Below are 25,299 nucleotides of genomic sequence, written 5' to 3'. Positions count from 1 at the left end.
TTTGTAAGTGGAGAAATACTCAATACTTTCTTTGCAGGACTAGTTACATCATTAATAATAATTGTAGCTACATTGTCGCCTCCCCAGGTAAATCCTTCTGTATCGCCTCCTGTTATAACTACTGTTTCGTCTAGTTCTATCAAATTATCTGTTAGAGCAGCTATTTCTATCGTTGCATAACTGGAACCCGCAGGAATCGTTACCGAACCTGTTAAAGCGGTATAGTCCGTACCATTTATTGCTGTTCCTGATACCGTATAGTTTACAATCTGTGGATACACCAGAGTAACTCCTGCTGGCAAACTCACTCTCATACTAATACTTGATCCTTCTGCAACAGCTGCGTTAGTTGGAGAAAAGTTCAATACTTTATTTTCCGCAACAGTTACATCCGCAATGGTAACTGTAGCCATATTGGCTGTGTCATCCCATGTAAATCCAGTTAATGGACCTGCTGCTATAGTACCTATTCCGTCTATGATTACAGTTTCGTCAAACTCTATAATAGTATCTGTTAATGCATCTATAACAATGGCTGCAAAGTTTTCACCTGCTTTTATCGTTCCTGTTCCACTCAATGCTACATAGTCTTTACCACTAATTGCTGTACCACTAACTCTATAGCTGAATGTAATATCATTCACCGCTGTAATCCCCTCTGACAAACTTACTTTTAACGTTGTCGAGCTGCCCTCTGCTACATTTTCTGTTGTTGGACTAAAACACAATACCCTATCCGATAACGGATTGGAATCTGTTATCGTTACCATGGCTATCTTCTTGCCTTTACCAGTAGACCATGTTGCACCACTTGCAGATGTAACGGATGTCCCTGTTAATATAACAGTCTCATCTGTTTCTATAATAAAATCCGATAGTGCTTGTATATTAATAGTTACTGAATTTTGACCTGCCGGAATCATTACAGAATTCTCAATAGTCGTATAATCTGTACCATTTATGGCTGTTCCTGTTATAGAAAAATTAGCAACCGTATCAGTATCCAAAGTAACACCTGGAGGAAATCCTACTGTAACCATTTGTTCTTTTCCCTCTGCCACTTTTGTTACTGTGCTATCATCAGGAGTAAAACTCAAAGCAATCGACTCCGGATTGTCATCAACAGCCAATGTAAAATAATCTTTGTCGTTGAAATCTACATCGCAGGCCCAATAAGTCGTTGTACCCGAAGTAAACTTCTTCAGAGGGATATATTCATCTGATTTATCAAAAGTCTCATCAGTAGAGCGTACCAAAAAGAATCTACTTGTTTCTTTTCCTATTGCAAAAGGAACAGCAAATTTTACAGTGCCAACTTTACCTGTTTCCTGAATTTTCCAAACTCTTGCAAAACGCATGCTTGGAGTATGACCAGATATGAGCCGCGTAAAATCAGTCTCACCATTGTTATCTGCCCAAAACATAAAACTCTTATCTTGCTCAAAAGCAGCAAAATTTTCTGAATTGGTTGGCTCTATTGTTTTTAATCCTATTGTTATCTGAAAATTATCTTCAACAGATTGGCTCTGTTTCTGATTCAAAGCGCTCGAATCATCCCTGCCAATAGCAGCTACATTATAATAGTATCTACTACCACCATTACTAGCAGTAGCGGCCCATGTCCATATTTTATTAGATCCTGAATCCAAAAGATAACTTATCCTTCCATCATTAATAGCATTACCACTAATCCCGTATTTAATCATTAAATAAGAATCTATTCGCAACATTTCCGCTAATGATAGCTGTTTTTGATAAGCAATAACTTCCTGTATATAACCTTTATATGAACCATTTGGTTTTTTTTGTAAACCTAATATCGCACCATCAGCACCACCAAAAGTAGATAGCCTACCCGGGTAATTTGCCTCACTATATAGTCCGCTATTATTAAATCGGATCTTTGTAGCGCCCTCTTCATTAGACCAAGCAGTACCTTGTATAAAGGATTTTCTTACAGGGGCTGTAAAACGACTATCAGAACGCATCACCAAACTTTCAGCTTTAAGCGATAAAATATATGACCCCTCCATCCCTATAAGAGGTCTCGTTGCACTATAACCTGGATCAATCCCCATTGGAGCATCACCAAGACCAAATACTGGTGTCGTTAGAGAAGTTCCTGCATCAGATCTCCAATTGTGTACCACATACAAAGTTCCATTTCCAACGTCTTTAGTAAAAGGAGCTGCTTCTGCTACCTTACTACGCATAAAATTACTACCATTAAAATTAACAGCAGGATGAAAATTATACATCACTTCTGCCGGAGCAATAGTAGGCTGTACCGAAGCATTTGTTTGATCAAAATCATTCGGAATTGCTACTCCGGATTGATCTGCCCAACTGATTACATTACTACCCGAAGTCGTAATTCCTATTTCGGGTCTTAACCAAATACGCAGCCCATCAGTCACTCCTCCAGGACCCGTTTGAGTAAATCCTGAAATACTAAAGAGCAATAAAAATAGATGAATTAATAGTAGTTTTTGTTTCATTATTATTATTTTAAATTAAATAAACACATGTGCTTTAGCATTACTTTGGGAAAACAACATGTCCTTTTATAGCAAATTATTATAATACAAAATAAAACATATAAAAAGCTATAATACGGTAAAAAAATAACACGATAAGCTTTTTAATAACCATATTTATATTACAAAAGATATATAAGTTAAAAAACAAAAAAATAGTAACAAAACAGTACTATTGGCAAGGTTAAACCTAACAGCTTAATATATCTCTCTTGAAAATGAGAAACCGTAATTAAACAAGATCAACAAACAACAAATCCCTTCTTTAATTGAACCAAGTCAGTTCAATTAAAAAAGACAAAAATTGTTTTTATTTTTAGAAAAAGTAAAAACAAAATTAGCCTCTCCGTTTTAAGATTTTGAAGATAATATGCCGTTGGAGATTTGCTAATTTGCACGTCATAGACGAATTAAAATCTACGAAAATGAGTTTTTTAAACAACTTCTTCAAAAGACTATAGTATTTCTCAAAACAATTACCTTTTACGAATATATATTGCAAGGATTTTGTTCTATAAATGGAGTTTTACATTCTTTAAATTGTACAAAATTAGAAGTTCATGACATTCATTTAAAAAAATACTATATATTTAATCATAAACTACTTACTGATATGGGTTGCTTATCTCAAAGCATTCAATTAGATTTGTTTAAAACAGTAAACATCAAATTAGGAATACAAAAAAAACGATAAACCAGAGCCTTATATATTTAGAAAATTAAGAAAAAGAATTGAAATGTTATTTTCACAATTACACAACCAGTTCAGAATTAGAAACAATTATGCTAAAACTTTTGAAGGTTTTAAAACAAGGATTTTAGCAAAAACAACAGCATTAGCATTAGTTCAATATAGCATTAAGTTCATCTTTGACAGACTAACAAACGATATAAAAAATCAAATGATTTAATTATACCCAACGAATTAAACATACTAAATTCTATCTTTTCTACCTTTTTTTAAACCTAAATTATTAATCGAGTTCAGGTCTTTATTAATTGTCTTACTTTTATATTTTTAAATCTATACAAAACAAAAGCACTATAAAACGTATTATAATGTCTAAAAAAACATCTAGTCCCACAGAAGCATTAAAAGTTCCTCGATTTATTATTACAACGGGTAAACTTCTTTCTTTTATTTCACCTAAACTAGCTACTTCATATGCAACCAAACTTTTTACAACTCCAATAAAACATAAAGTTCCTAAAAGAGAACTCGAGATGGACAAAAAAAGCATACAAAACACTATAAAAATACCTGCGATTAACAGCGAAATTGTTGTTTATAAATTTGGAAAAAGCGATAAAAAAGTCCTATTGGTTCATGGTTGGTCAGGGCGTGGCACACAATTATTTAAGATTGCCGACGAACTATTAAAACACGGTTATGAAACCATTAGTTTTGATGCTCCTGCACACGGAAAATCTCCAGGTAAGACTACGCATATGGTTGATTTTATTGCTTCAATTTTAGAAATTGAAAAACAATATGGCCCTTTTGAAGCGGCTATCGGACATTCATTAGGAGGTATGTCTGTATTAAATGCTATTAAACAAGGTTTAAATATTAATCACGCAGTTATTATAGGTAGTGGCGATATTGTTCAGGATATTATTGATGATTTTGTTTCTAAACTAGAATTAAAACCAGCTATTAGTATTCGTTTACGTAAGTATTTTGAAAACAAACACAACGTAAAAATGAATGACTTTTCAGCCTATGTAGCTGCCGCAGATGTAACTATTCCCGTTTTAGTCATCCACGATAAAGACGACCCAGAAGTTGCCGTAAAAGCAGGAATTCACATTAATGACCATTTAAAGAATGGCACATTAGTATTAACTGAAGGATTAGGACATCGTAAAATTTTGGGCAATGCAAATGTTATTAATAAAACGGTGCAATTTATTGAACATAAGTAATTAATTTTGTTAGTCTTACTTTTTTACAAAAAAATAAAAAACAATGAAATATCCAATCGAAAAAACAGAACAAGAATGGAGAGAACAACTTGGTAATGAACGTTATCAAGTACTTCGCCAAAAAGGAACAGAACGCCCTCATACTGGAGCATACAATCTTCATTTTGAAAAAGGTGTTTATTGCTGTGGAGCTTGTAACGAACCATTATTTGAAAGCAATTCAAAATTTGATGCTCATTGTGGCTGGCCTTCATTTGACGAATCGATTCCTGGGAAAGTTGAATATATTACTGATACGAGTCATGGCATGAAACGAACAGAAATTTTATGTGCCAATTGTGGGAGTCACTTAGGTCATGTATTTGATGATGGCCCAACTGAAACAAAACAGCGTTATTGTGTAAACTCTTTATCGATAGATTTTAAAGACAAATAGTCATGAATTTATTTGGTGAATCTCCAGATTGGAAAGTAATTCTAGAACCAATTCTAACAAAGTACAAAGGCAGAAAACATCCGTTAGAATATCAAAACACCTATCAATTACTAGTAATGGTAGTACTATCAGCTCAGGATTCTGATGCAAATATCAATTCGATTGCCCCTACTTTCTTTGCTAAATATCCAAACATAGAAAGCCTTGTTGCAACTAATACTGAAGAACTGTTTACCTATATTAGTAGTGTTAGAAACTACAGAACTAAAGCCGAATGGCTAATCGAAATTGCAAATACAATTAAAAAGGATAAAAATATCCCGATGACCATGAAAGATTTGGTAGCTTTAAAAGGTATTGGCAGAAAATCGGCGAATGTAATCCTAAAGGAATCAAATAAACCAGCAGAAGGGATTATTGCAGATTTACATGTTATACGTGTCGCTCCAAGAATCGGACTCATAAAAGAGTCTAAAGATGGTAATAAAGTAGAAAAAGAATTGATACTGGTGCTGCCAAAAGACATTTGGGGTGAAATAGGAATGGCTATTTCTTTTTTAGGAAGAGAAACTTGCCGACCTAAACCAAAATGCAATGAATGCTTAATTAATCTGTATTGTAATTATTATTTAAATATTTAAAGAGTATTATTTACTCTGTTTACATTTAAAAAACTTATAATTGCTTAAATAACAGACTTCTTTTAATCTAAATACAAAGCATAAAAAAACCGAGATTTTGATCTCGGTTTTTTTATGCTTGCAAAATAATTTTACATTTTTGCTTTTAATGCTTTGTATTCAGCAGTCATTTCAAGTGCGCTGTAAACATTTAAAAGAGTCTTAGAAATATCCTCATTTTTAGGATCTAACTCAGAAGCTTTTTTAAGGTATGGAATTGTACTTTTAAAAAGATTATTTCTTTTCGCTTTCAATTCATCATAACGCTTCATTTCTTTTGCAGATGTTCCAAGCTTGTTCATCTCATCAATTATAGGTTTTTCGTCCTCTAATTTTAATGCAGCTAGGTTAATATAAGCATTAGTATAATCTGGTTTGATTTCGATTACTTTAGTGTAATATTTCTCAGCATCAGCAGTGTTTTTAGCATTTCCGCTAAGTACTCCTAGATTAAAAAGCAAATCAGGATCGTTTGGATTATTTTTCAAAACTTCACCGATTAGTTTTTTATAAGTTTCATAATCTTTAGTTTCCAAATATAAATTTGCTTCTGTTAAAATCAAAGAAGAATCTTCTGGATTTGCAGCTCTAGCATCTGCTATAGCTTTTTTAGCTTCTTCTGTTTTGCCATTTTGAACTAAGATAAGAGAGATGTTTTTATAAATCTCACCTCTTTTAGAAGGAGAAACTTCTGCTCTAGGTTTTTCATGAGTTCCAATCTTAACCGCTAAATCTCTTTCATTTGCAGTAGCAAAAGCATTATCTTCTCCTGAAAGTTTATTTGTAGCTAAGTAAGCAGTCCCTTTTCCTGAATAGTTAAGTCTTTTTAATTCTTCATAAAGAGGCAAAGCAGCAGTAAAATCTCCAGCATTTACATAAGTCGAAGCTGCATAATACAAGTTAATAGTATCTTTTTTATCTAGCAAATAAGCATCGTAGATCTTTTTTGCACCATCAGCATGTTTACTAACTTTTGAATCAGCAATAGCCCCATTAATCAATCTTCCTTTTATATCAGTGATTGAAGCAGCAGCCTGTGTTGAATATTTAGTTTTTCCTGATGTTTTTTCAGTTTCAATTAACTTTTTATAAGCCTCTGCAGCAAGTGAAAGGTTTTTACCTTCTTCTTCTCCTTTTTTTGCTATATCTAAATAAGCATTTCCTTTTACAAAGTAATATTGAGATTGCTCAGTATCTTTTGCATTTGTAATCAGATAATCTGCTGCATCAAGAATAGAAATAGCCGATTTAGCATCGCCATTTTTCAATGCTTTTTCAGCATTTTTAATTTGATCTTTTTGAGCAAAAGTAGCTACTGATATCAATAATGCTGACGCTAGTATTACATATTTACTTTTCATAATGTTCTATTTGTTTGTTTAAATTGTTTGTACGATTTCTATTAATTATTCTTCAGATTCCTCTTCTTCTTCCGAATCATCTTCTACATCTTCGTCTTCAACATCATCATCCTCGTCCTCGTCTTCAATAACACCATCATCTTCTAGAACTTCTAAGTCTGGTTTTACTCTTTCGATAACGCTTTCGATAACATTTCCGTCCTCATCAACAACAACTTCTGCAACATCATCTTTCATTACTTTAGTAACAGCAGCAATAGAATCTTTACCTTTTAGATTAATTAATCTAACTCCCTGAGTCGCACGACCCATTACACGTAAATCTTCAATAGCCATTCTAATTGTCAGTCCAGACTTATTGATAATCATTAAATCATCAGCATCTGTTACTGCACTAATCGAAATAAGTTTTCCGGTTTTTTCAGTAATATTTAGAGTTTTCACTCCTTTTCCTCCACGATTGGTAATTCTATAAACATCTTCACCATCATCATCGACTAATTTGGTACGTTTTCCGTATCCATTTTCAGTTACAACTAAAATTTGTGAATCGTTAACATTCTCTTTATCAACCGTAACCATACCAATTACTTCATCAGTATCATCTTTTAAAGTAATTCCACGAACTCCTGAAGCTGTTCTTCCCATCGGACGGGTTTTAGTTTCTTCAAAACGAACTAATTTACCCGATTTAACAGCCAAAATAATCTGACTTTCACCATTAGTTAATTTAGCTTCTAATAATTCGTCTCCTTCTTTAATAGTAATTGCAGCAACACCATTTACTCTAGGTTTAGAATATTTCTCTAAAGAAGTTTTCTTAACCTGACCTTTTTTGGTTACCATAACTAAGTTATGACTGTTGATGTAGTCTTTGTCTTTTAAATCCTGAGTACAGATAAACGCTTTAACTTTATCGTCGCTTTCTATATTAACTAAGTTTTGGATAGCTCTACCTTTGGCAGTTTTACTTCCTTCAGGAATTTCGTACACACGCATCCAGAAACATTTCCCTTTTTGGGTAAAGAACATCATATATTGGTGATTGGTTGCAACGAACATATGCTCAAGGAAATCCTGATCTCTTGTTCCTGCACTTTTTTGCCCAACTCCTCCTCTATTTTGTGTTTTGTACTCCGTAAGATTTGTACGCTTGATATAACCTGCATGCGAAATTGTAATAACTACATTCTCATCTGCAATTAAATCTTCGATACTTACGTCTCCACCTGAATATTCAATTAAAGAACGACGCGCATCACCATATTTATCACGGATCTCGATAAGTTCTTCTTTAATTAAATTAGTTCTTAAATCTACATCTGCTAATAACGCTTTCAAATGTTCGATTAATTTCATCAATTCTTCATACTCGTCTCTTAACTTGTCTTGTTCCAGTCCTGTTAATTGACGCAAACGCATCTCGACAATAGCACGTGCTTGAATATCTGATAATTTAAATCTTTCGATTAATTTTTCGCGAGCTTCCTCCGTATTTTTCGAACCTCTTATTAAAGCAATTACTTCATCAATATTATCTGATGCAATAATTAAACCCTCTAAGATATGGGCTCTTTCTTCGGCTTTACGTAATTCAAATCTAGTTCTACGAACTACAACATCATGACGGTGCTCAATAAAATAATGAATCATATCTTTTAGATTCAACATTTGTGGGCGGCCTTTTACTAATGCAATATTATTTACACTAAATGATGATTGTAATTGTGTATACTTATATAATGTATTTAAAACTACGTTTGGAGTTGCATCACGCTTAAGGATATAAACGATACGCATACCATTTCTATCAGACTCATCGCGGATGTTTGCAATTCCATCAATTTTTTTATCATTTACCAAATCAGCAGTACGCTTGATCATTTCTGCCTTATTGACCTGATATGGAATTTCGGTTACAATGATACATTCTCTACCATCTATTTCTTCAAAACCAACTTTGGCACGCATTACAATACGCCCTCTTCCCGTTTTAAATGCTTCACGAACACCTTCATAACCATATATTATACCTCCTGTTGGAAAATCGGGAGCTTTGATATACGTTATTAATTCGTCTATTTCAATATCGTTATTATCAAGATAAGCTAACGTACCGTTGATAACTTCTGTAAGGTTATGAGGTGGCATATTAGTTGCCATACCTACTGCAATACCAGTTGCTCCATTTATTAATAAGGTAGGAACTCTCGTAGGCATTACCTTAGGCTCATATAACGTATCATCAAAGTTCAATTGAAAATCAACTGTTTCTTTTTCGATATCAGCCATTATTTCTTCCGAAATCTTACGCATTCTAGCCTCCGTATAACGCATTGCTGCTGGGCTATCTCCATCTACAGAACCAAAGTTACCTTGGCCATCCACTAATAAATAACGCAAACTCCATTCTTGAGCCATACGTACCATGGCATCGTAAACTGAAGTATCTCCGTGTGGGTGATACTTACCTAAAACTTCCCCGACAATTCTTGCGGATTTTTTATGGGCAGATTTTGAAGTTACACCTAAATCATACATTCCGTAAAGAACTCTTCGATGCACTGGTTTCAAGCCATCTCTAACATCAGGAAGCGCTCTCGATACAATTACTGACATCGAGTAATCGATGTAAGCTGATTTCATTTCATCCTCTATGTTAATAGGAATTAACTTTTCTCCTTCAGACATAAGTTGTTATATTAAAAAATTATATTAGTTTCAAAACGTGCCAATATACGCCTTTTTGAAATTTTTGAAGGCATTTTACGCTACTTATTTCAATGATTTATTAACAACTTTATTTAGCACTATAGTTAATAATTTAAATCGTATTTAACTCATTTATTATTATTATTTTCGTCTCTTAGCTGACATGACATTTCTAATGGGTATGGTTTTTGTTTTTAACACACTAATTCACTAAATTTACAATACTAATTAAATATTATGGATGATAATTTTTCACCAAGAGTAAAAGATGTTATTACCTACAGTAAAGAAGAAGCCTTAAGACTAGGCCATGACTTTATTGGTACTGAACATTTGATGCTAGGCATTTTAAGGGATGGAAACGGAAAAGCCATTCATATATTGAATAACCTAGCTGTCGATTTAGAACATTTACGTAGGAAGGTCGAAATACTGAGCCCTGCCAATCCTAGTGCCGAAATCAATGTAGAAAAAAAGAATCTGCACCTCACCCGTCAGGCTGAGAGAGCATTAAAAACTACATTCCTAGAGGCCAAAGTATTCCAGAGTTCATCTATTAGCACTGCACACTTGCTTTTATGTATCTTACGAAACGAAAACGATCCAACAACCAAGCTATTAAATAAACTAAAAATAGATTATGATATAGCTAAAGAACAATACTTAAATATGACTCCAAACGAAGAAGAATTTTTAGAAAACTTGCCAAGAAACGAATCATATAATGATGATTCAGGACAAGATGACAGTCTTAAAGAAGGAAGTTTTAATAATCCAGCCAATAAGTCCAATAAAAAATCTAAAACACCAGTTTTGGATAATTTTGGGAGAGATTTAACAGAAATGGCCGAAGAAGGAAAATTAGACCCTGTTGTAGGACGTGAGAAAGAAATTGAACGCGTTTCACAAATTTTAAGCCGTAGAAAAAAGAACAACCCTTTATTAATTGGTGAACCTGGAGTAGGAAAATCTGCTATTGCCGAAGGACTTGCCTTACGTATTGTTCAGAAAAAAGTATCCCGTATCTTATTTCACAAACGTGTGGTAACCTTAGACTTAGCAAGCCTTGTAGCAGGAACAAAATATCGTGGTCAGTTTGAAGAACGCATGAAAGCAGTAATGAATGAATTAGAAAAAAATGATGATATCATCCTTTTTATCGATGAAATTCATACCATTGTTGGTGCTGGAGGTGCAACTGGATCTCTAGATGCTTCTAATATGTTTAAACCTGCCTTATCAAGAGGAGAAATCCAATGTATTGGAGCCACTACACTTGACGAGTACAGACAATATATAGAAAAAGATGGTGCGCTAGAAAGACGTTTCCAGAAAGTAATTGTAGAACCAACTTCGATTGAAGAAACAATTGAGATCCTGAATAACATTAAAGACAAATACGAAGATCACCACAATGTAACTTATACGCCAGAAGCAATTGAAGCTTGTGTAAAATTAACAAGCCGATATATGTCAGAGCGTTTCTTGCCAGACAAAGCTATTGATGCTCTTGATGAGGCTGGATCTCGTGTACACATCACCAATATTGATGTTCCAAAACAAATTTTGGATTTAGAACGTCAACTAGAAGAAGTACGTGAAAACAAAAATGTGGTTGTCAAAAAACAAAAATATGAGGAAGCAGCCAAACTTCGCGATGACGAAAAACGCATTGAAAAAGAACTTGCTGTTGCTCAAGAACAATGGGAAGAAGATTCAAAAAGCAATAGAATCCTTGTAACCGAAGATAACGTTGCCGATGTAGTATCGATGATGACAGGAATTCCTGTAAACAGAATTGCACAAACAGAAAGCAACAAATTGGCTAAATTACCTGAACTGATTCAGAATAAAGTAATAGGTCAAAACGAAGCAGTTTTAAAAATTGCCCGCTCTATACAACGTAACAGAGCAGGTCTTAAAGACCCAAACAGACCTATTGGATCATTCATTTTCTTAGGACAAACTGGTGTTGGTAAAACACAACTAGCAAAAGTTCTGGCAAAAGAATTATTCGATTCTGAAGATGCCTTGGTTCGTATTGACATGAGTGAATACATGGAAAAATTTGCTATTTCTCGCTTAGTTGGAGCACCTCCGGGATATGTTGGCTACGAAGAAGGTGGACAATTAACCGAAAAAGTTCGTAGAAAACCTTACTGCGTAGTACTTTTAGATGAAATCGAAAAAGCACATCCAGATGTATTCAATATGATGCTTCAGGTATTAGATGATGGATATTTAACAGATAGTTTAGGTCGAAAAATTGACTTTAAAAACACTATAATTATCATGACTTCAAATGTTGGAGCAAGACAATTAAAAGATTTTGGTCAAGGAGTTGGATTTGGAACTGCTGCTAAAATTGCCCAAGCCGATGATAATTCGAAAAGCATTATCGAAAATGCATTGAAAAAAACATTTGCACCAGAATTCTTAAACAGAATTGATGATGTTATTGTATTCAACAGCTTAGAGAAAAGCGATATTGATTTAATTATCGAAATTGAACTTAAGAAACTATACTTACGAGTAGAAGAATTAGGATACAAACTAAACCTTACTGATAAAGCAAAAGCATTTATTGCAGATAAAGGTTTCGATAAGCAATTTGGAGCAAGACCATTAAAAAGAGCCATTCAAAAATACGTTGAAGATATATTAGCAGAAGAAATAATTACTTCTAAAATTGCTTCAGGCGATGAAATTTTGATTGATTTAAATGAAGAATCACAAGAGCTTACTGTTGATGTACATAAAGCCGAAGAGCCAAAAAATCAATAATATAGTTTCTTTTTTATAACAAAAATAAACCCGTTACGTTTTTTATAACATAACGGGTTTATTCTTTATATCAAATCAGTTAATTATTAAAAACAAATATTTACTTTTGATAAGTCAAATAAATCAAATTATGCTTCAAAATAAAGTCATCTTAGGTAGCGAAGAATGGTGTTCTTTTCCCGAATTAGGGATCCCTACAATTAAAGCACGTGTCGATTCAGGTGCAAAAACCTCGGCAATGCATGCCATAAACATAGCTCCTTTTATAAAAAATGATGCCAGTTGGGTTAAATTTGATATTAATCCGATACAAAACAACACCAAAACTATAATACACTGCGAAGCTCCTTTGGTAGATAAAAGGGTTGTAAAAAGTTCTAGTGGTTTTAGAGAACAACGCTATGTTATACAAACAAGCCTAAAAATTGGCGATGCAAAATGGCCTATAGAAATGACTTTAACCAATCGAGATTCGATGGGTTTCAGAATGCTTTTAGGTCGCGAAGCCATGAGCGGCAGAGTACTTGTAGATCCAGAAGAAAAATACCTTTTAGGTCAACCTACTTCTGACACATTAAAAGAACTATATCAAAATTCTGAAAAAGCAAGTTCTGGATTACGAATTGGGGTTTTAGCCAGTAATCCTGAGTTATACAGCAATAAAAGAATCATGGAAGCTGGTGAAATGCGAGGTCATGACATGCAATTTTTGAATATCAAAGAATGCTATATGAAGCTTGACGCCAAAACGCCTGAAATTCATTATCGTGGAGGAAAAATTTTAAATGAATTTGACGCTATTATTCCGCGCATACGCCCTAGTATTACTTTTTACGGTTGTGCACTAACACGCCAGTTTGAAGCTATGAAGGTTTTTTGTTTAAATTCTGCTTCTGCAATAACCCAATCACGTGATAAACTGTATTCTTTACAATTATTATTACATAGCGGAATAGATATTCCGACAACTGGTTTTGCCAATTCACCATTAGATACCGATGATTTAATAAAAATGGTTGGAGGTTCACCTTTAATCGTAAAGCTACTAGAAGGAACTCAAGGAAAAGGCGTTGTACTAGCAGAGACCAAAAAGGCTGCTGAGAGTGTGATAAACGCTTTTAAAAGCTTAAATGCCAACATTCTGGTACAAGAGTTCATTAAAGAAGCAAACGGTAAAGACATCCGTTGTTTTGTAATCGACGGAAAAGTAGTTGCTGCCATACAGCGCGAAGCTATGCCGGGTGAATTTAGAGCAAATATTCATTTAGGTGGAACTGCATCGATACTAAAAATTACTAGCGAAGAAAAAAGAATCGCCATAAAAGCAGCCAAAGCAATGGATTTAAAAGTTGCAGGGGTTGATATTATCCGTTCATCCAAAGGTCCTTTATTACTAGAAGTAAACTCATCTCCAGGATTAGAAGGAATTGAAGGCGCGACTAATAAAGATGTTGCGGGAGAAATGATAAAAGCTATTGAGAAGAATTTTAAACTTAAATAACCCGCTAGATGTAATTATTTCAACACATAGAAACATAGAGTTACAAAGCCTAGAAAAGATGTTTCACTTAAAATAAATCACATAAGACTATGTGAAAAATATATTTTTATTGAATCCTCTTTGATTATCAATTCTATTCTGATACCAATCAGGACTATGTTTCTATGTTTTGAATACCATTTTTACAAAGCAAACAGACACAGTAATAGCACTTAACGAGTTAAAATAATGCTCTATTAATCGTATATTCGATTAAATCATTAAACAAAAAAATATGAATCCATATCTTGATATTGTTATCAGAAGTGCTTCGGTTTACTTTTTTATGGTGATTGCATTACGGGTTTTTGGTAAAAAAGAATTATCCCAGCTTAATACTGCCGATGTAATCCTGATTTTATTAATTAGTAATGCCGTTCAGAACGCCATGGTTGGTAGCGACACGAGCCTCTTGGGCGGAATTGCAGCTGCTGCTGTATTGTTTATTATTAATTACGTCCTGAAAAAACTCACATACAGATTTAAAGGATTACATAATCTTTTATTAGAAAAACCAGAAGTACTGATTCATAACGGACATATCGATTTTAAATCAATTGGCAAACTAAATATCTCTTCGGATGAACTTGAAGAAGCTATGCGCGAACATGGCGTAGAATACTATAAAGACGTAAAATTAGCCATGTTAGAAATAGATGGCACAATTAGTATTATTTCGCAAAATAACGAGCATTTAAAGCAAACGATTTACAAACGAAAACACAATCACAAAAATTTTCAGAAGTAGTTATTTGACAAGTCGAAAGTTTAAAAGTTAAAAAATCTTAAAACCAAAAGGATTAACATTCATTAAAACAACTAAAAATCAACATATTGCTCATTTTAGTTATACGATTCCCCTCCCCTTTTTCATCCTCCTCATTTTTTACATTTAAGTATAAAAAAGACATTTGTAACGCTGTATAAAACATCCAAAAATTGTATTTTGCAGTGCAGATTCTGTTTTTTACAAGTATTTTGCTATCTTTAGCTCATTAGATTATATTAATTTTGAAACCATGACACACACCAATAGCAACCAAAAAATACACCAAGGCAGAAATATAAAACGTTTCCGTGAAATGTTAGGAATAAAGCAAGAAGTACTTGCATTTGAACTTGGCGAAGACTGGAACCAAAAGAAAATATCTCTACTAGAACAAAAAGAAGCTATAGAAACCAATATATTACAACAAGTATCTCAAATACTTAAAATACCTATAGAAGCTATTGAAAACTTTGATGAAGAACAAGCAGTAAATATTATTTCCAATACTTTTAATGAGGGAGCTTTTTTAAATACAGGACATACTCCAGTTTTCAACGTAAACCCAATCGACAAAATCATCGAACTTCATGAAGAGAAAATCGTCCTTTATGAGCGCATGCTTAAAGAAAAAGACGAAATGATGTTGAGGCTAGAGAAATTGATTCAAAACAAATAGACAACATTACAAATAGTATATAAAAGCTTAACCCTTGGTTAGGCTTTTTTTGTGGGCTAAAGTTATTGTTGTTATTGATGAGTTATAGCTTATCCTTTGTTACTTCTATTTCTGTTAATAAATAAAACCATTCTCCAAAAATATTATTGCGTTTACGGAATCCCGTATTCACATCAACAAAGTTTCCAATATGTTTGTAAACCTATTTTTACGAAATATTCCTGCCGTTTTTTTTATGTGATAAGAAGTGTGAAAAAGTTTTGTAGAAAAGAAGTTAGCAGTTATTTTAAAAGAATGAATAAACATGGAAATAGAAATAAGAAAATTCAATAGATTTACAACTCTTCCTTTTTTAATCGATATGTTAAACAGTAAAACACTTACATTGTTAAATCCAAATTATTGGGAAGATTACAATGATAGAGAAACTATGGAGACATATCGTAAAAAAACAAAGGCAAAAAGCATTTACGCTTTGTGCCTCACGTGTGAGAATGAAACAATTCATCATTGGAATGCTTTTGCAAATGGCACTAGTGGTTGTTGTATTGAATTTAGCCCAAACAAACTGATTGCAATTCTTGAAAAAGAAAACATATCTCACAAAAAAACAGAATATATTCGAATTAAAGATTTAATAAAATTAAAAATATCTACTGAACAGCTACCATATATAAAGCGTCATCCATTCAAAGCAGAAAACGAATACCGAATTATTGTAACTTCTGAAAAAGAACAAAAGTCAATTTTTGAAATAGATATAGATCTTGAAATAATTAGACATATAACTTTAAGCAATAAAATGCCAAAAAAAGTATATGAAAGCAATAAAATTATGTTACTAAAAATTGCTCCACAATTAAAAGGTAAAATAAATCATTCCACCCTTTACGAAAATAGCAATTGGATTTCGCACTTTCAAAAATAACAAACAGACAGGTAACAAGGTTTTTTTACAGAAAGTGGGTAAATGTTCAAAATTTAACTGTAGTAATTCTATCAACCCTTAATAATATTTTTTTGTGCTTCAATTTTCCGTCAGAACACTGATACTTAAAACGTTATTAGCTATTTTATCAACAGTAATCAAAATATAAAACAAGAAAAAAATGGATATAATTACATTAGCAACAACTGCATTAGCATTAACACAACCATTTTTAAACAAAATTGGCGAAGGTGTATCACGAAAAGTTGGTGAAGACATTTGGAATTTAATAAAGAAGCCATTTATAAAAGATGTAGATGAATCAAAATTAATTGAAAATCAAGAGGATTTTAAAACTGAATTAGTTACCAAATTGAACGAAGATTTAGGTTTTAAAAATGAGCTATTTACATTAATTGAGAAATCTCAAAAAGAATTATCAAATTATACACAACAAAATATCTATAATAATGGAAATATAGAAAAACAAGTTAATATTGGAAACATAACTGGTAATATAAATTTGTAGAATGATAGACCAAAATGTGAATAATAATGGAAATATAGAAAGGCAGGTTAATACTACAGGTAATGTTTATTTTAATAATCAAACTCGTTGGGCATCTAAATTTCAAAAACTTAAAGAAGAAATTGAAAACGACATACGATTTGATACATTTATTGACGACTTTAAACTCTATAACACTTTACTAGATGGCAAAAGTATGCCTGAAAAACTAAAAGATGGAGGATTTAATGATACCGAAATTTTACATGCAACAATAAGAAAAGAGAAATATGCGAAAAAATTAGTTTCAAGGCAATTGTATGAGACAGAACAAAAAATTGATGTTGAATTATTCGCTTTTATAAGATTAAATTTTGAAACATATATTGAACCTTTAGTAGAAAGTAATACCCAAAAAAGTCAAATAAAAACTGAACTAAATGAAAAGGTTATAAAACCAATTTTACAAATTTTAAATGAAGAGGGAAAAGATGATGTATTTTTAAATTATTCTGCTGATGATATTTTAGGTATGGTTTATTTTTTAACAGGTAAATGTCACTTAAATTGGAAAAATTATGATAATATATAATCAAGCTTTTGACCTATACCACGCTGTCTATCGTATGTTGCAGCTTTTGACAAATTTTGATAAAAGCGAGTATGTTGAATTAGACAGATTAAGAATCTGGGATTTCTATTTACTATTCCCAAGTAAAATTTACGATTTAAAGCCCAAACGAAATGAGAAGGATTTTAAAGCTAGACTAAAACAATTCACTGTAAAAAAAGATAATCCATACGAAAAAGTATATAATGATAGAAAAGTATTTGAAAAAATAAAACCATATCAAACATCAGCCTTACATTGCTTAGCTTCTTATGGTATAATTGATAAAGAATTATTATTATTAAATAGGGTTTCAATAATTTCAAGAGAAATTTTAAAAGACTATGCTAATAAATTTGAAGAATTATCACCGAGGGAAAAAAATATTATTACAATACTAATTTCTGACTTTTATAACATAAAAATGCCAGGAAAAGATGGACTAAAGGCAAGAACAAATCTTATAGAGAGTAAATATGATGCATAATAATTTGTTTTTAAATAGGCTTCTCATTTATACAAATGAAGGCAAGATTGCTTATGATGAAACATTTCATAAAGGCGTAAATATCATTAGAGGTGATAATAGTAGCGGTAAATCTACGATAACCCATTTTATCTTTTTTGTTTTAGGTGGTAGCTTTAACGATTTTGTTCCAGAAGCAAGACAGTGCCAAAGTGTTTACGCCGAAGTTGAAATGAATGGAGCTATTTTCACTATAAAAAGAAACATTAAAATTAATATAAAAACGAATAAAATTAATTCTCAAATTGCTCTAAACTTCTTTTGGGGAAATTTAGACGAAAGTTTAAATCCACCAAATGACAAACACTGGCAAAAATTTGAATTTAATACATTACCCAATAAAAAAAGTTTTTCAAATGTAATTTTTGACAATCTAGATATTCCAATTGTAAAAGGAGATAGTAATATTACTTTTCATCAAATTCTAAGATTACTTTATATTGACCAAGATTCACCGACAAGTTCTTTGTTTTATTATGAACAATTTGATAGCCAATTAACAAGAGAAACTGTTTCAGACTTATTGTTAGGAGTTTATAATCAAAAATTATATGATAGTAAAAAAAGATTAGATATTGCTTCAAAAGAGCTTGATAATGTTAAAAGTGAAATAAAAATAACAAAGCAATTCTTCTCAAATGATTTCTTATTAAATACTGAACATTTAAAAAATACAATTAAAGATAAGCAAAAGGATATATTTGATATAGAGGAAAAAATAATAAACATAAGAAATAAGAAAATTGAAATTGAGTATGATGACAAATCAAAACTTGAATTTCAAAAATTATCAGAATTGTCAATTAACCAAAGAAGTAAAGTTTTAAATTTAGAAGAAAGTATTAAAAGTTTAACTTACGAAATTGAAGATTCAACTTATTTTATTGAGACCTTAAAAGATAAGGTAAAGGCTTTAAAAAATTCAATTCAAACACGCTGTTTTTTAGGAACTTTTCCACTTGAATACTGCCCAGAATGTTTGACAAAAATCAGTCTTCAAGAAAATCATTCTAGTTGTAAACTTTGCAAAGAAAATGTTGACGAAAGTTTTGGTGTTGTTCAAGCAAGACGAATGGAACAAGAAATAAGCTTTCAAATAAATGAATCAAATATTTTACTTGAAAGGAACAAAAGAAACCTATTAGAGACTACCACAAAATACCATTCAGAAATAATTAAGCTACAACAATTACAAAACCAAGTTAATATAGCATTAAAAGATGTAAAATCCTTCAATGAAGAAGAATTGGATAAATTGTATACATCGAAAGGCTTCATTGATGGTGAAATTTTACAATATAGAACTTTACTAGAACAAGCTGAATTATATGAAAAACTATTAGAGAAAAAAGGAGAACTTGAAAGCGAAATAAATAAATTATATTCCTTTAAGATATTTACAGAAAATAAACAGAGAAAATTAAAGGAAGAAGTCTTGTTGCAAATTAAAAAGGAAGGCATTTATTTATTAAGCAATGACCTCAAAAGACAAGATGAATTTAAAAATGCTAATGATTTTTATATTGACTTTTCTAATAATCTTGTGTATTTGACAAGTAAAAATTCTAAGCTAGCAAAAGAGTATCATAAGTTTTCAGCAAGTTCAAACTTTTTCTTAAAAGTATCTGGAAGGTTTGCAATTTTTCTTGCTTCGCTATCAGTAAACGGCATGCGATACCCAAGATTTATTTTTGCTGACAATATGGAAGATAAAGGTATCGAGGTAAATCGAGCACAAAATTTACAAAAAATACTAATTGATAGAGTTACACAATTTGACTCAAATTCTTATCAAATGATTTATACAACTTCCTTTATTTCAGACGAATTGAGACATAGCCCTTATTGTGTTGGAGAATTTTATACAATAGAAAAACCTAGCTTAAAAAACATAAAGAAGTAAAAAAGAGAGGATATTTTCAATGAAAATTATCCTCTCTTTTTTTTATAAAATTATTTTAAGCATCTAGAGCCAAATCTTTAATCGTTGTATTTGACAATCCAAATGGCTTAAGTCTGTGATTTAAATTCACCAAAATATAATCTTCTTCTACAGGAAATCGTTCTGCAATACTTTTGTAATGTTTCAACAGTCTTTTATCCTCTACTCCATCCAAAGCCTGCAGAGCTGTATGAACAACTCTATTTGCACCATCATTCAAACCAACAATAAAAACATCCAGATAGCTGTTTTTATTACTTAATTGTCCAAGCATATAATATGCGGTAACTCGTATGCTCTGATCCTTATTTTGAGTAAAAGGAACTACAAGATACCCATAATCGATATTCATTTCTTTTAGTAGATACACACAAAAACTAAAAGTTTCGTCATCATTTATCCTGTCTATATTCGACTCAATAATGCCCAACCAATCTGCGCTATTCTTTTTTGCGTACCAAAATACAAATTGAAAAACATGCAATAAACTCTTATCTGCAAAATCTACTAAATAAGGATATGCCCGCTCATAATCAAATTTTGTAAGTATCTGAAGTAACTCTTTTTGAATCTCGTCATTACTACTTTTATATTCTTCTTCAATTACATCTAATGTTTCAGCATCTATCTTTTGCTTGATTAAAATTCCTGTCAAACAATCGCTTTTAACCTCATTATCATCAGTCGAGAAGTACGTTTTTAGAATATCCTGTGTAGTACCTCCTATTCGATACCCAAACCATCCTGCATTATCCTGCATTAAATCACCCGAAATTACTTCGTCAAGCCATCTTTCATACCAATCTAAAAAATTCAACTCAAAAGTAAATTGAGGATTATATCTTTCGCTATTAATATTTACCACTCTTCCTTTAAATTCTCCATTTAAAACTAGCGCATGATAGCTTGAGCAACCTTGTGTACCTATTGGTAATATCCCTCCGTATATTTTTCCTAATTCCTTTTCGTAATCCACATCAGAAATTGTGTCCTCTTCAATCTTTTCAGTAAGATCCTCCCAGTGTTCTTCTGACATTTTGGGATACAATACACAATCTCCTTTTAAGTATTCCTTAGTATTTTCATAGATTAATTCATTTACATTTTCGCCTAACGGATATATTCCATAAAAAGGCCCTGCTGCCGAAGATGAGAATGATATTCCCCCATTTCCAATATTCATTAAAAATGCTTTATAACAATTAGGGAGTGCTACCTTGTATTCGCTTTCAAATTTTAAAATAACTTCGCTACTTGCCACTTCTCCCAAAACATACTCATGATCCGATGCGCCAAATACTTTTAAATCTTTATCTATGGCTTTAGCTTCAACTAGCTTGCTCTTAATTCTTTCTATTTGCTCTGCTGCGAACTTATTATTCGATTCTTCCATTTTAATCCTTATTCTTTCTTGCTTTTTTAGAATAGAATAAATGTACTCTATTTTATTTTTAACGCAAATTCATTACAACAAACAAAAAAGCTAGTTTCAATAAAGAAACTAGCTTTTTATATGATTTTAAAATGTGATTTTAAATCTCACATTTTATAAATGTCTTTTTAGTTTTATAGAAAAATACTAAGTGTATAGTATATTATTGCTGCCAAAAGAGCCGAAACCGGAATTGTTAATACCCAAGCCCACAATAAACTTACTGTTACTCCCCAACGAACTGCTGATACACGTTTTGTTAATCCAACACCGATGATAGAACCTGTAATGGTATGTGTTGTACTTACTGGTACTTTAAAATGTTCTGTAAAATACAATGTTAATGCTCCTGCAGTTTCTGCAGCTACACCTTCAAATGAGGTTACTTTAGTAATTTTAGATCCCATTGTTTTCACAATTTTCCAACCTCCGCTTAATGTTCCTGCAGCAATTGCAGAATAACAAGCTAAAGGAATCCAAGCTGGCATTTTGAACGCTCCATCATCTGACGGAAGAACAACATCTAACCATTCATCCATATGAATACCTGGATTTGTATGAATATAAACTGCAACTGCTGCTGCAATAATACCCATTACTTTTTGTGAATCGTTACCACCATGACCTAAACTAAAAGCCGCAGATGATAGCAATTGCATTTTTTTCAATGCGCTATCTGCCTGGTGAAGGTTTAAGCTACTAAATATCAAAGCAAATGCTGAGATTGAGTAGATAATAAACCCTACTAAAAACCATTTTATATTATGCGATTCTAATACTACGCTCCAAAAAACAGAAGATTCAAAACGTGGTTGTCCTCCATTTGCTACAATCGTATCATAAGGTATCATTTGATAGTATATGAAAACACCTGTAAAGATCATTAAAGCAATTGTAAATAACTTTGGTAAAATACTTTTCTTAGAAGCATTTAATAACCAAATAGAAATCAAATACGAAGCCAATGCACCTAATAGCGGTGCCAAAACAATAAAAGCAACAATGATAAGGACTCCCGAGGGCATTCCTCCATCTTTTCCTGCCTTATACCAACTGACAATTTGATACCAATATTGTGTAGTACCATCTTCTCCTACATAACCTGAGAAACCATGTACAGCAATTGCATGCGCAATAGCAGCACCAGCAAAACCTCCAATTAATGTATGTGATGAACTTGAAGGGATCCCGAACCACCATGTCAATAAGTTCCAACAAATAGCAGCGATAACCCCTGCTAGAATAACAACAAGATCAATTTGCATGGTATTTGCCGTTTTGGCAACAGTATCTGCTACACCAAAACCAAAAACCCAATAGGCCAAAAAATTAAAAAATGCTGCCCAAAGAACGGCCTGAAAAGGCGTTAACACCTTTGTAGCAACAACTGTCGCTATAGCATTTGCTGCATCATGAAAACCGTTGATGTAATCAAAAATTAAAGCTAATACTATAATAATTATAAGTAGCGTCATAAAATTATAACTTCAGAATGAAATTGAATTGAATTTAAGAATGTTTTACAGAAATAGATTCCAGTATGTTTGCCACACTCTTACATTTATCTGTAGCAGATTCTAAAACAGATAACACTTCTTTATATTTAATAATATTTTTAGCGTCTGTTTCATTTTCAAAAATTTCAAAAACTGCCTTGTTATAAACATTATCCGACTTGTTCTCTAGTTTATTAATTCTAGCACATGCGTCTTTAATGATTTTGAAATTATTCAAATTTCTCAATTCTTTTACTGCACTATCAATATTCTGGCATGCTTCAAGATTGATTTCGGTCATTTTTCTGATCGATTTTGTAATCTTATCAACTTGATACAATCTCATTCTGCTTGCGGCGCCATGCAAATAATCAGCTACGTTATCAATAGACGTAATCAATGTATGAATATCCTCTCTATCGAATGGAGTAATGAAGTTTCTGCTCAACTCAAGATTTGTCTGACGAGTGATGTCCTCGCCTTTTTGTTCCAATTCATCTATCTTCTGAAAAAGCACTTCTCTCTCTTTCAAAGGAAGATTTACTGCTTCGTGTAAGTTAGAAGCTAATTCAATTAGATTGCTTGATGCTTCTTCAAAAAGTGGAAAGAATTTCTTGTCTTTCGGCACTAAAAATTGGAAAATACTGTTTATTGACATTTTTATATTTTTAATACTGCAAAATTACTTCATTATTCTTTCGTTATGTTAAGCCATTGTTAACAAATCATTTTCAATTTGGAAACTATTCAAAAATGAAATTGTTTTTTCGATATCATAATGTAGGATTCTATCCTCAGTAACCAATGGTACTACCTCACGGTAGCTACTTAAAAACATCTCTATAAAATCACTAGATTTCAATGGTTTTCTATAAGCAATTGCCTGTGAAGCATTTAATAATTCGATAGCCAAAATACGCTCTAAATTATCCATAACACGCAATGCCTTTGTAGCTGCATTAGCTCCCATACTAACATGATCTTCTTGCCCATTACTTGAAACAATACTATCTACACTAGCTGGCGTTGCCAATTGCTTGTTTTGACTTGCAATACTTGCTGCAGTATATTGAGGAATCATTAATCCTGAATTTAATCCTGGATTATCTACCAAAAATGCAGGAAGATTACGTAATCCCGAAATTAACTGATAGGTTCTTCTTTCAGAAATACTTCCTAGTTCTGCCAAAGCGATTGCCATAAAATCTAAGGCTAATGCCAAAGGCTGTCCGTGGAAATTTCCTCCTGAAATAATCTGATCGCTTTCTATAAATATATTCGGATTATCTGTAACAGAATTTATTTCGGTTTTAAAAACCTTTCTCACATAATCTATTGCATCCTTTGAAGCTCCATGAACTTGTGGCATACAACGGAATGAATATGGATCCTGAACATGTGTTTTTACCTGATCTATGATTTCACTTCCTTCTAACAAATCCTTAATACGTTGTGCAGTAACAATTTGTCCTTTATGAGGACGTATAAAATGAATTAGCTCGTTAAAAGGTTCGATTCTTCCATCAAATCCTTCCAGAGAAATAGCTCCTATCAAATCGGCTAAATAAGAAAACTTATACGCTTTCATTAAAATATGGGCTCCATAAGCACTCATAAACTGTGTTCCGTTTAATAATGCAAGTCCTTCTTTTGATTTTAAAATAATTGGCTCCCAGCTAAAATGCTTTAAAACTTCGCTTGAATGCACTTTTTTTCCTTCAAAATACACTTCACCTTCTCCTAATAAAGGCAATGACAAGTGCGCTAATGGTGCTAAATCTCCAGATGCTCCAAGTGATCCTTGTGTATATACAACTGGCAAAACATCATTGTTATAAAATGAAACTAAACGCTCTAATGTTATCAATTGTATAGCCGAATGTCCGTAGCTTAATGATTGTATTTTAAGCAATAACATTAATTTTACAATTTCTTGTGGCACCTCATCACCTGTTCCGCAAGCATGCGATTTTACAAGGTTCTCCTGAAGTTTAGATAAGTTTTCGTTGGATATTTTGACATTACAAAGCGATCCAAATCCAGTATTAATACCGTAAATTGGTTCTGAATGTGATGCCATTTTTTTATCTAAATAATCTCTGCATTTCTGAACATTAACTTTAGCCTCTTCAGACAGTTCTAATGTTTTTTGCTCTACAATAATTTCTTGTAATTGCTCTAAATTCAGTAACTCCGTACTGATATAATGGATGTTGCTCATTTTGTGTAGTATTAGAAGGACAAAATTGAACAAATCAATATTAAAAAGCAACCTTTTTAGCTAATAATTAAAAATAAGATCTAAATATGCTGCTTTGAGCACAAATTTGATATTCAAAAATCAATATCCATCACTCAAATATGCTATCTAATAGTAGTAACAGATGAGGATAATTATATTTAACGTCGAAAAGGCAACCTCTAGAACATAAAAAA

General features: G+C 32.2%; 19 protein-coding genes and 1 pseudogene. 13 read left to right on the top strand and 7 right to left on the bottom strand.

Annotated elements, in window-relative coordinates:
• Positions 1-2,498, bottom strand: a 2,498-nt coding sequence (locus tag IUY40_RS17980) for a Calx-beta domain-containing protein (protein ID WP_229335643.1), incomplete at its 3' end; no start/stop codon positions are given.
• A 181-nt stretch (positions 2,499-2,679) separates the two neighbouring features.
• Between IUY40_RS17980 and IUY40_RS17975 the strand changes: the two are divergent.
• The 4 genes and pseudogenes from IUY40_RS17975 to IUY40_RS17960 all read left to right on the top strand — a co-directional run.
• Positions 2,680-3,448: pseudogene (locus IUY40_RS17975) on the top strand (transposase); the annotation flags it as partial.
• Between the two features lie 148 nt (positions 3,449-3,596).
• Positions 3,597-4,463: an alpha/beta hydrolase gene (locus tag IUY40_RS17970; RefSeq protein ID WP_195738248.1), complete on the top strand. Its 867-nt coding sequence runs from the start codon at positions 3,597-3,599 to the stop codon at positions 4,461-4,463.
• A gap of 43 nt (positions 4,464-4,506) precedes the next feature.
• On the top strand, positions 4,507-4,899 hold the full coding sequence (gene msrB, locus IUY40_RS17965) for a peptide-methionine (R)-S-oxide reductase MsrB (protein ID WP_195738247.1): 393 nt from the start codon (positions 4,507-4,509) through the stop codon (positions 4,897-4,899).
• A gap of 2 nt (positions 4,900-4,901) precedes the next feature.
• The gene (locus IUY40_RS17960; RefSeq protein WP_195738246.1) at positions 4,902-5,540 is read left to right on the top strand and encodes an endonuclease III; all 639 of its coding nucleotides are present in this window, start codon (positions 4,902-4,904) and stop codon (positions 5,538-5,540) included.
• A gap of 131 nt (positions 5,541-5,671) precedes the next feature.
• Here the strand turns inward: IUY40_RS17960 and IUY40_RS17955 are convergent, their stop codons facing one another.
• Both IUY40_RS17955 and gyrA read right to left on the bottom strand, forming a co-directional pair.
• Entirely contained in the window at positions 5,672-6,940 is a 1,269-nt protein-coding gene (locus IUY40_RS17955; RefSeq protein WP_195738245.1) for a tetratricopeptide repeat protein, read from the bottom strand.
• A 45-nt stretch (positions 6,941-6,985) separates the two neighbouring features.
• Positions 6,986-9,631, bottom strand: coding sequence for a DNA gyrase subunit A (gyrA, locus tag IUY40_RS17950; protein WP_195738244.1), 2,646 nt, complete (start codon positions 9,629-9,631; stop codon positions 6,986-6,988).
• 258 nt (positions 9,632-9,889) lie between these two features.
• Between gyrA and IUY40_RS17945 the strand changes: the two genes are divergently transcribed.
• From IUY40_RS17945 to IUY40_RS17905, 9 genes are all read left to right on the top strand, one after another.
• Positions 9,890-12,436: an ATP-dependent Clp protease ATP-binding subunit gene (locus IUY40_RS17945; protein WP_195738243.1), complete on the top strand. Its 2,547-nt coding sequence runs from the start codon at positions 9,890-9,892 to the stop codon at positions 12,434-12,436.
• A 130-nt stretch (positions 12,437-12,566) separates the two neighbouring features.
• The gene (gene rimK, locus IUY40_RS17940) at positions 12,567-13,937 is read left to right on the top strand and encodes a 30S ribosomal protein S6--L-glutamate ligase (protein WP_195738242.1); all 1,371 of its coding nucleotides are present in this window, start codon (positions 12,567-12,569) and stop codon (positions 13,935-13,937) included.
• Between the two features lie 274 nt (positions 13,938-14,211).
• Positions 14,212-14,724, top strand: coding sequence for a YetF domain-containing protein (locus IUY40_RS17935; RefSeq protein ID WP_195738241.1), 513 nt, complete (start codon positions 14,212-14,214; stop codon positions 14,722-14,724).
• Positions 14,725-14,995: 271 nt separating this feature from the next.
• Positions 14,996-15,421, top strand: a complete 426-nt coding sequence (locus IUY40_RS17930; RefSeq protein ID WP_195738240.1) for a helix-turn-helix domain-containing protein — start codon at positions 14,996-14,998, stop codon at positions 15,419-15,421.
• Between the two features lie 304 nt (positions 15,422-15,725).
• A complete protein-coding gene (locus IUY40_RS17925; protein ID WP_195738239.1) occupies positions 15,726-16,349 on the top strand; it encodes a DUF2971 domain-containing protein in 624 nt (207 codons plus the stop codon).
• A gap of 181 nt (positions 16,350-16,530) precedes the next feature.
• On the top strand, positions 16,531-16,878 hold the full coding sequence (locus IUY40_RS17920; protein ID WP_195738238.1) for a hypothetical protein: 348 nt from the start codon (positions 16,531-16,533) through the stop codon (positions 16,876-16,878).
• A gap of 1 nt (position 16,879) precedes the next feature.
• Positions 16,880-17,449 carry an ABC-three component system protein gene (locus IUY40_RS17915; protein ID WP_195738237.1) on the top strand — a complete coding sequence of 190 codons (570 nt, stop codon included), beginning with the start codon at positions 16,880-16,882 and terminating at the stop codon, positions 17,447-17,449.
• On the top strand, positions 17,436-17,954 hold the full coding sequence (locus IUY40_RS17910; RefSeq protein ID WP_195738236.1) for an ABC-three component system middle component 5: 519 nt from the start codon (positions 17,436-17,438) through the stop codon (positions 17,952-17,954). Before IUY40_RS17915 ends, IUY40_RS17910 begins: the two co-directional genes overlap by 14 nt.
• On the top strand, positions 17,944-19,896 hold the full coding sequence (locus IUY40_RS17905) for a hypothetical protein (RefSeq protein WP_195738235.1): 1,953 nt from the start codon (positions 17,944-17,946) through the stop codon (positions 19,894-19,896). Before IUY40_RS17910 ends, IUY40_RS17905 begins: the two co-directional genes overlap by 11 nt.
• A 55-nt stretch (positions 19,897-19,951) precedes the next feature.
• On the opposite strand, the gene IUY40_RS17900 is transcribed toward IUY40_RS17905, so the two are convergent.
• The 4 genes from IUY40_RS17900 to hutH form a co-directional block, all read right to left on the bottom strand.
• Entirely contained in the window at positions 19,952-21,328 is a 1,377-nt protein-coding gene (locus tag IUY40_RS17900) for an SMI1/KNR4 family protein (protein WP_195738234.1), read from the bottom strand.
• Between the two features lie 173 nt (positions 21,329-21,501).
• Positions 21,502-22,842 (bottom strand): inorganic phosphate transporter, encoded by a 1,341-nt coding sequence (locus IUY40_RS17895; protein ID WP_195738233.1) that lies wholly within the window; start codon positions 22,840-22,842, stop codon positions 21,502-21,504.
• A 34-nt stretch (positions 22,843-22,876) separates the two neighbouring features.
• Positions 22,877-23,521 (bottom strand): DUF47 family protein, encoded by a 645-nt coding sequence (locus IUY40_RS17890; RefSeq protein WP_195738232.1) that lies wholly within the window; start codon positions 23,519-23,521, stop codon positions 22,877-22,879.
• 48 nt (positions 23,522-23,569) lie between these two features.
• Positions 23,570-25,084, bottom strand: coding sequence for a histidine ammonia-lyase (gene hutH, locus IUY40_RS17885; protein WP_195738231.1), 1,515 nt, complete (start codon positions 25,082-25,084; stop codon positions 23,570-23,572).
• Positions 25,085-25,299: the final 215 nt, after the last annotated feature.

It is taken from the genome of Flavobacterium sp. ALJ2, from assembly GCF_015594725.1.
Lineage (GTDB): Bacteria > Bacteroidota > Bacteroidia > Flavobacteriales > Flavobacteriaceae > Flavobacterium.
The sequence above is the reverse complement of the archived record's forward strand: the minus strand, read 5'-3'. Positions and strand labels throughout refer to the sequence as shown.

Bases quoted from the DNA above. Each gene is read 5' to 3' on its own strand.
- IUY40_RS17935 (WP_195738241.1), top strand. From the start codon at position 14,212: ATGAATCCATATCTTGATATTGTTATCAGAAGTGCTTCGGTTTACTTT.
- IUY40_RS17920 (WP_195738238.1), top strand. From the start codon at position 16,531: ATGGATATAATTACATTAGCAACAACTGCATTAGCATTAACACAACCA.
- IUY40_RS17895 (WP_195738233.1), bottom strand. From the start codon at position 22,842: ATGACGCTACTTATAATTATTATAGTATTAGCTTTAATTTTTGATTAC.
- IUY40_RS17970 (WP_195738248.1), top strand. From the start codon at position 3,597: ATGTCTAAAAAAACATCTAGTCCCACAGAAGCATTAAAAGTTCCTCGA.
- msrB (WP_195738247.1), top strand. From the start codon at position 4,507: ATGAAATATCCAATCGAAAAAACAGAACAAGAATGGAGAGAACAACTT.
- IUY40_RS17955 (WP_195738245.1), bottom strand. From the start codon at position 6,940: ATGAAAAGTAAATATGTAATACTAGCGTCAGCATTATTGATATCAGTA.
- rimK (WP_195738242.1), top strand. From the start codon at position 12,567: ATGCTTCAAAATAAAGTCATCTTAGGTAGCGAAGAATGGTGTTCTTTT.
- hutH (WP_195738231.1), bottom strand. From the start codon at position 25,084: ATGAGCAACATCCATTATATCAGTACGGAGTTACTGAATTTAGAGCAA.
- IUY40_RS17945 (WP_195738243.1), top strand. From the start codon at position 9,890: ATGGATGATAATTTTTCACCAAGAGTAAAAGATGTTATTACCTACAGT.
- IUY40_RS17960 (WP_195738246.1), top strand. From the start codon at position 4,902: ATGAATTTATTTGGTGAATCTCCAGATTGGAAAGTAATTCTAGAACCA.
- gyrA (WP_195738244.1), bottom strand. From the start codon at position 9,631: ATGTCTGAAGGAGAAAAGTTAATTCCTATTAACATAGAGGATGAAATG.
- IUY40_RS17905 (WP_195738235.1), top strand. From the start codon at position 17,944: ATGATGCATAATAATTTGTTTTTAAATAGGCTTCTCATTTATACAAAT.
- IUY40_RS17915 (WP_195738237.1), top strand. From the start codon at position 16,880: ATGATAGACCAAAATGTGAATAATAATGGAAATATAGAAAGGCAGGTT.
- IUY40_RS17925 (WP_195738239.1), top strand. From the start codon at position 15,726: ATGGAAATAGAAATAAGAAAATTCAATAGATTTACAACTCTTCCTTTT.
- IUY40_RS17910 (WP_195738236.1), top strand. From the start codon at position 17,436: ATGATAATATATAATCAAGCTTTTGACCTATACCACGCTGTCTATCGT.
- IUY40_RS17930 (WP_195738240.1), top strand. From the start codon at position 14,996: ATGACACACACCAATAGCAACCAAAAAATACACCAAGGCAGAAATATA.
- IUY40_RS17890 (WP_195738232.1), bottom strand. From the start codon at position 23,521: ATGTCAATAAACAGTATTTTCCAATTTTTAGTGCCGAAAGACAAGAAA.
- IUY40_RS17900 (WP_195738234.1), bottom strand. From the start codon at position 21,328: ATGGAAGAATCGAATAATAAGTTCGCAGCAGAGCAAATAGAAAGAATT.